6 protein-coding genes are annotated in these 5,009 nt (G+C 62.4%); 4 read left to right on the plus strand and 2 right to left on the minus strand.

Annotation, left to right across the window (positions count from 1 at the left end):
- Nucleotides 1–15: 15 nt before the first annotated feature.
- On the minus strand, nucleotides 16–945 hold the full coding sequence (gene znuA, locus OC610_RS20935) for a zinc ABC transporter substrate-binding protein ZnuA (protein WP_264430419.1): 930 nt from the start codon (nucleotides 943–945) through the stop codon (nucleotides 16–18).
- Nucleotides 946–1,011: 66 nt separating this feature from the next.
- Here znuA and zur point away from each other — a divergent pair, with 66 nt between their 5' ends.
- The 4 genes from zur to OC610_RS20955 are packed head-to-tail and all read left to right on the plus strand — an operon-like array spanning nucleotide 1,012 to nucleotide 3,808.
- Nucleotides 1,012–1,494: a zinc uptake transcriptional repressor Zur gene (gene zur / locus OC610_RS20940; protein ID WP_042731209.1), complete on the plus strand. Its 483-nt coding sequence runs from the start codon at nucleotides 1,012–1,014 to the stop codon at nucleotides 1,492–1,494.
- Nucleotides 1,494–2,276 carry a zinc ABC transporter ATP-binding protein ZnuC gene (gene znuC, locus OC610_RS20945; protein ID WP_264430421.1) on the plus strand — a complete coding sequence of 261 codons (783 nt, stop codon included), beginning with the start codon at nucleotides 1,494–1,496 and terminating at the stop codon, nucleotides 2,274–2,276. The genes zur and znuC overlap by 1 nt, the downstream gene beginning before the upstream one ends.
- The gene (znuB, locus tag OC610_RS20950) at nucleotides 2,269–3,057 is read left to right on the plus strand and encodes a zinc ABC transporter permease subunit ZnuB (protein ID WP_264430422.1); all 789 of its coding nucleotides are present in this window, start codon (nucleotides 2,269–2,271) and stop codon (nucleotides 3,055–3,057) included. Before znuC ends, znuB begins: the two co-directional genes overlap by 8 nt.
- Nucleotides 3,058–3,094: 37 nt before the next feature.
- A complete protein-coding gene (locus OC610_RS20955; protein ID WP_264430424.1) occupies nucleotides 3,095–3,808 on the plus strand; it encodes a PA5502 family lipoprotein in 714 nt (237 codons plus the stop codon).
- A gap of 106 nt (nucleotides 3,809–3,914) precedes the next feature.
- Here OC610_RS20955 and OC610_RS20960 read toward each other — a convergent pair.
- Nucleotides 3,915–5,009, minus strand: a 1,095-nt coding sequence (locus OC610_RS20960) for a catalase (protein ID WP_264430426.1), incomplete at its 5' end; no start/stop codon positions are given.

Genomic DNA, 5,009 nt, shown 5'->3' on the forward strand with positions numbered 1-5,009 from the left:
TTCTGCGTTGACAGGCTATAGCGACTCCAAACACCCCGCCAAATCATTCCCCAACTTCTCCAACAACTGCTCATACCCCTGCGCTGTCGCCGGGGTGTAGCCACCCAGCGCGTCCAGCTCCGCCAGCTTCACCGGCAACCCGGCCACCAGGGTTTCGGCCAGGCGCGGGCGCAACGGCGGTTCGCTGAAGACGCAGGTCTTGCCCACCGCCTGCAAACGTGTGCGCATCGCTGCCACGTGCTGGGCGCCGGGCTGGACTTCGGCGGCCACGGCGAACACCCCGGCGTGCTTGAGTCCATAGTTGTCTTCGAAATAATCGAATGCTTCATGGAAGACGAAATACGGCTTGCCCGCGATCCCGGCCAAGCGCGTCTTGAGGCGCGCGTCCAACGCATCGAGGCGCTGGTTGAAACCCTTGAGGTTGCTTTGATAACGGGCAGCGTTGGCCGGATCCGCTGCGCTCAGGTCAGCCGCCATCCTGGCGGCGATTACCCGCGCGTTGTGCGGCGACAACCACAGGTGGGCATCCACGGTGCCGGGGCGATGGTCATGGTCGTGCTCATCGCCGTCATCGTCATGATCTTCATGGGACGCGCTGTCCTCTGCGAAATGACGCAACGTGAGCCCCGGCAGCTCCTGCACCGCGACCGACGGCAACGTACGACCGTTCAACACACGCGGTAGGAAACCCTCCATGTCCGGCCCGATCCAGTACAGCAGGTCCACCGACTGTACCTTGCGCACATCGGAGGGCCGCAATGCGTAGTGATGGGGCGAAGCACCCGGCGGTAGCAGCACTTCCGGAACGGCCACGCCGTCCTGCACGGCGGCGGCAATCAATTGCAACGGCTTGATGCTGGTGAGCACCTTGACGTCGGCCTGGGCCGAGCCAATCAGTACAAAACTTGCGACAAAAGCGACAAAGAGCGAAAAAAATCGGGACACGATGACCACTCGAAGAGGCGAGAACGGGTAACATAATAACGTCTCTCACTTAACTCGTCGCTGCCCATGCCTATCACACCCCTTGCCAGTCGTCCCCATGATCACTCCCATTGCGTGCACAGCGCGCTGTCCGAGGCCGACGCCATTTGCGCGCGCCAAGGGTTGCGCCTGACGGCCCTGCGTCGGCGGGTGCTGGAATTGGTCTGGCAAAGCCACAAGCCACTGGGCGCCTATGACATTCTCGCGGTGCTCAGCGAGCAGGACGGCCGTCGGGCCGCGCCGCCAACCGTTTACCGCGCGCTGGACTTCCTGTTGGAAAACGGCTTGGTGCATCGTATTTCGTCGCTGAACGCCTTCGTCGGCTGCAATCATCCGGAGCATGCCCACCAAGGTCAGTTCCTGATTTGCCGCGAATGCCACGCAGCCATCGAGCTGGAACAGAAATCCATCAGCGATGCCATCATCGCCAGCGCCCAGGACGTCGGCTTCGTGGTCGACACCCAGACCGTCGAAGTAGTCGGCCTCTGCTCCGGCTGCCAGGGGGCCTGATGAGCAATGCGTTGATCCGCCTCGAACAGGTGGCCGTGACGTTCGCCGGGCAGAACGTGCTGGATAACATCCATCTAAGCGTCGAACCGGGGCAGATCGTGACGTTGATCGGCCCCAACGGCGCCGGCAAGACCACCCTGGTACGCGCCGTGCTGGGCCTGCTCAAGCCGGACAGCGGCAGCGTCTGGCGCAAACCCAAATTACGCATCGGTTACATGCCGCAGAAACTCCACGTCGATCCAACGTTGCCGTTGTCGGTGCTGCGCTTTCTGCGCCTGGTGCCGGGCGTCGATCGCGAACGTGCCTTGGCAGCGTTGAAGGAAGTCGGTGCCGAACAGGTGATCGACAGTCCGGTGCAAAGTGTTTCCGGCGGCGAGATGCAGCGGGTATTGCTGGCCCGCGCCCTGTTGCGCGAGCCCGAGCTGCTGGTGCTAGACGAGCCGGTGCAAGGGGTCGATGTAGCGGGGCAGGCCGAGCTGTACAGCTTGATTACCCGTTTGCGCGACCGCCATGGCTGTGGCGTGTTGATGGTCTCCCACGACCTTCACTTGGTCATGAGCACCACCGACCAGGTGGTCTGCCTCAACCGCCACGTCTGCTGTTCCGGGCATCCCGAGCAGGTCAGCGGCGATCCGGCCTTCGTCGAGCTGTTCGGAAAGAACGCACAAAGCCTGGCGATTTATCACCACCACCATGACCATGCCCACGACCTGCACGGTTCGGTGGTCAACGCTCCTTCTGCTTCCAAACATGTTCATGGAGACGGCTGCAAGCATGGCTGACTTTCTGTTGTACGCCCTGCTTGCAGGCTTGGCGCTCGCGCTGGTGGCCGGTCCACTGGGCTCGTTCGTGGTCTGGCGGCGCATGGCCTATTTCGGCGACACCTTGTCCCACGCGGCGCTGCTTGGCGTGGCCATGGGGTTTCTGCTGGACGTCAGCCCGGCCATCGCGGTGACCGTTGGCTGCCTATTGCTGGCCGTGGTGCTGGTGACCTTGCAACAACGCCAGCCGCTGGCATCCGACACGCTGCTGGGCATCCTGGCGCCGAGCACCTTGTCCCTCGGGCTGGTGGTGCTGAGCTTCATGCGGGACGTGCGGATCGACCTGATGGCCTATCTGTTTGGCGACCTGCTGGCGATCAGTCCGACGGATCTTGCCTGGATCCTCGGCGGCAGCGCGGCGGTGCTGCTGTTGCTGGTGGCGCTGTGGCGTCCGTTGCTGGCAGTCACCGTCCATGAAGAGCTGGCGCGGGTCGAGGGTTTGCCCGTAGCGGGCCTGCGCTTGGCACTGATGCTGCTGATCGCGGTGGTCATCGCCGTGGCGATGAAAATCGTCGGTGTCTTGCTGATTACTTCACTGCTGATCATTCCGGCGGCTGCGGCACAGCGTCACGCCCGCTCGCCCGAACAGATGGCCTTGGGCGCAAGCCTGCTGGGCATGCTCGCGGTGTGTGGCGGGCTGGCATTGTCCTGGTTCAAGGACACCCCGGCCGGCCCATCGATCGTGGTCAGCGCCGCTGCGTTGTTTCTGCTGAGTTTTGTCCTGCCCCGTCGAGGGGTGTAGACTTGCTCGCTTTTTGCGCAAATAGAGAGTCGCAGGAATGAAGCCGTTCGCCTCCCGTTATCTGCTCCTTGTCGCGTTTTCCCTGCTGCTGGGGGCCTGCCAGAGCGCGCCGCCAGTCGTCGAGGCCCCTGATACAAGGGCTCCGGCCATCGCCCAGCTCGAACAGAGCCTGGCCAGCAATGAGCTGGCCACCGCTGAAGACCAATTGGCCGCCTTGCAAGGCCAGGCGCCTGAAGATCGCTCACTGGAGCCCTATCAGCGACAACTGGCCGAGGCGTACTTGCGCCGCAGCCAGATCGACCTGCAAAAAGGCGATGTAAACGCCGCCGCCACGGCCTTGAGCCGTGCCCGGGCGTTGATGCCGAAGGCGCCAGCACTCACCGGCGAGGTCAACAGCGCCATTGCCGAGGCCCGCAAGGCCGAACTGGATAAAGCCGAAGCCGACCTCAAGGCTGCCGAAGCCAAACCCGTCGCCAAGGTGATCGACCCGAGCGCACCAAGCACCACCGTTGCGCTTAACCTCGCTGATATACAGCAAATGCGTCGGCAACTGGATGCCATCGCCGCCGACGTGGTGAATTATCAGTGTGACGTCAGCATCCAGGCACCGCGTACCGATGATTATCCGTGGTTGGCGACGTTGCTGACAAAGCGGGTCAAGAAGCTTGATCCGGGGTTTGACCTGAAACTGCAAAAGCAGATTTTGCGCAATGTGCCGGCGCAGGTTGTGCTGACGCCGCGCAAGCCCTGAAAGCTTCGCGAGCAGGGCTCGCTCCCACAGTGGTTTGTGTCGATCACGAAACCCCATGTGGGAGCGAGCTTGCTCGCGATAGCGCCCTACCAGACAACAAATCTCTTTAGGCCGGAACCGCCTTCGCCTTGGCCTCCCGCGCCCAAACCCGATGCTGAGCTATCGCCGCAAAAAACCGCGAAAAACCGCTCGCATCCGCATCTTCGATCAACCCCGCATCCACCTCCAGCTTCAACTCCACCAACAACTGCCGGGCCTCACCATGAAGCCCAATGGCTTTCAGATGCTTGTAGGCCTCCAGCACGTAATGCAACGCCACGCCGTCGCGACTCAAGGCCTTGATCGACTCCGCACCGCCCGGCACGAACACCGCGTCAAAGGCAATCGATGGCAGGCCTTCCATGGACGCATCCACCGCCAGCGTCTGCCCATCCGCCGTGGTGACCGGCGCCGAGGTCGGCCCCAGGACTTTGGCGTGGGCGCCTTCGGCCTCCAGGGCTTGCTTGAGTGCATCGATGATCGACCCATCAACACCGTTGGCCACCAATACCGCCACTTTGCGCGTCTTGATGTCGCCAGACAGCAGGTTCGCCTGGCTCAAGGCCGGGGATTGCTCCAGCGACGGCGTCGGAACATCAACCGTACCGGCACTCGGCGCCGGCAAGCCGAGGTTCTTGGCAACTCGCCCGGCCAGTTCCAAGTCGATGTTGGCAAGGATCTCGTTCACCTGCCGCGCCCGGATGAATTCACGCTCCACTTTTCCCAGTTCAAAGCTGTACGCCGCGATGATGTGCTCTTTTTCGTGAGGGCTCATGCTCTTGTAGAACAGCCGCGCCTGGGAGAAATGATCGCCAAACGAATCGCTGCGCTGGCGGATCTTGTGAGCGTCGATACGCTCCGGGTAGCTTTCAAAACCGCCATCCTGCGGACCGGGTGGAGTCTCCTTCGGCCAACCGCCATCGATGGAGTTCGGTTCGTAGGAGGCGCGCCCCTTGTCGATGGTGGTGCGGTGCATGGCGTCACGCTGGCCGTTGTGCACGGGCGTAATCGCACGATTGATCGGCAGCTCATGAAAATTCGGCCCACCGAGTCGGCTGATCTGCGTATCGGTGTAGGAAAACAGCCGGCCTTGCAGCAACGGGTCATTGGTGAAATCGATACCCGGCACGATATGCCCGGGGCAGAACGCAACCTGCTCGAC

Source organism: Pseudomonas agronomica, assembly GCF_025917275.1.
GTDB classification, from domain to species: Bacteria; Pseudomonadota; Gammaproteobacteria; order Pseudomonadales; family Pseudomonadaceae; genus Aquipseudomonas; species Aquipseudomonas agronomica.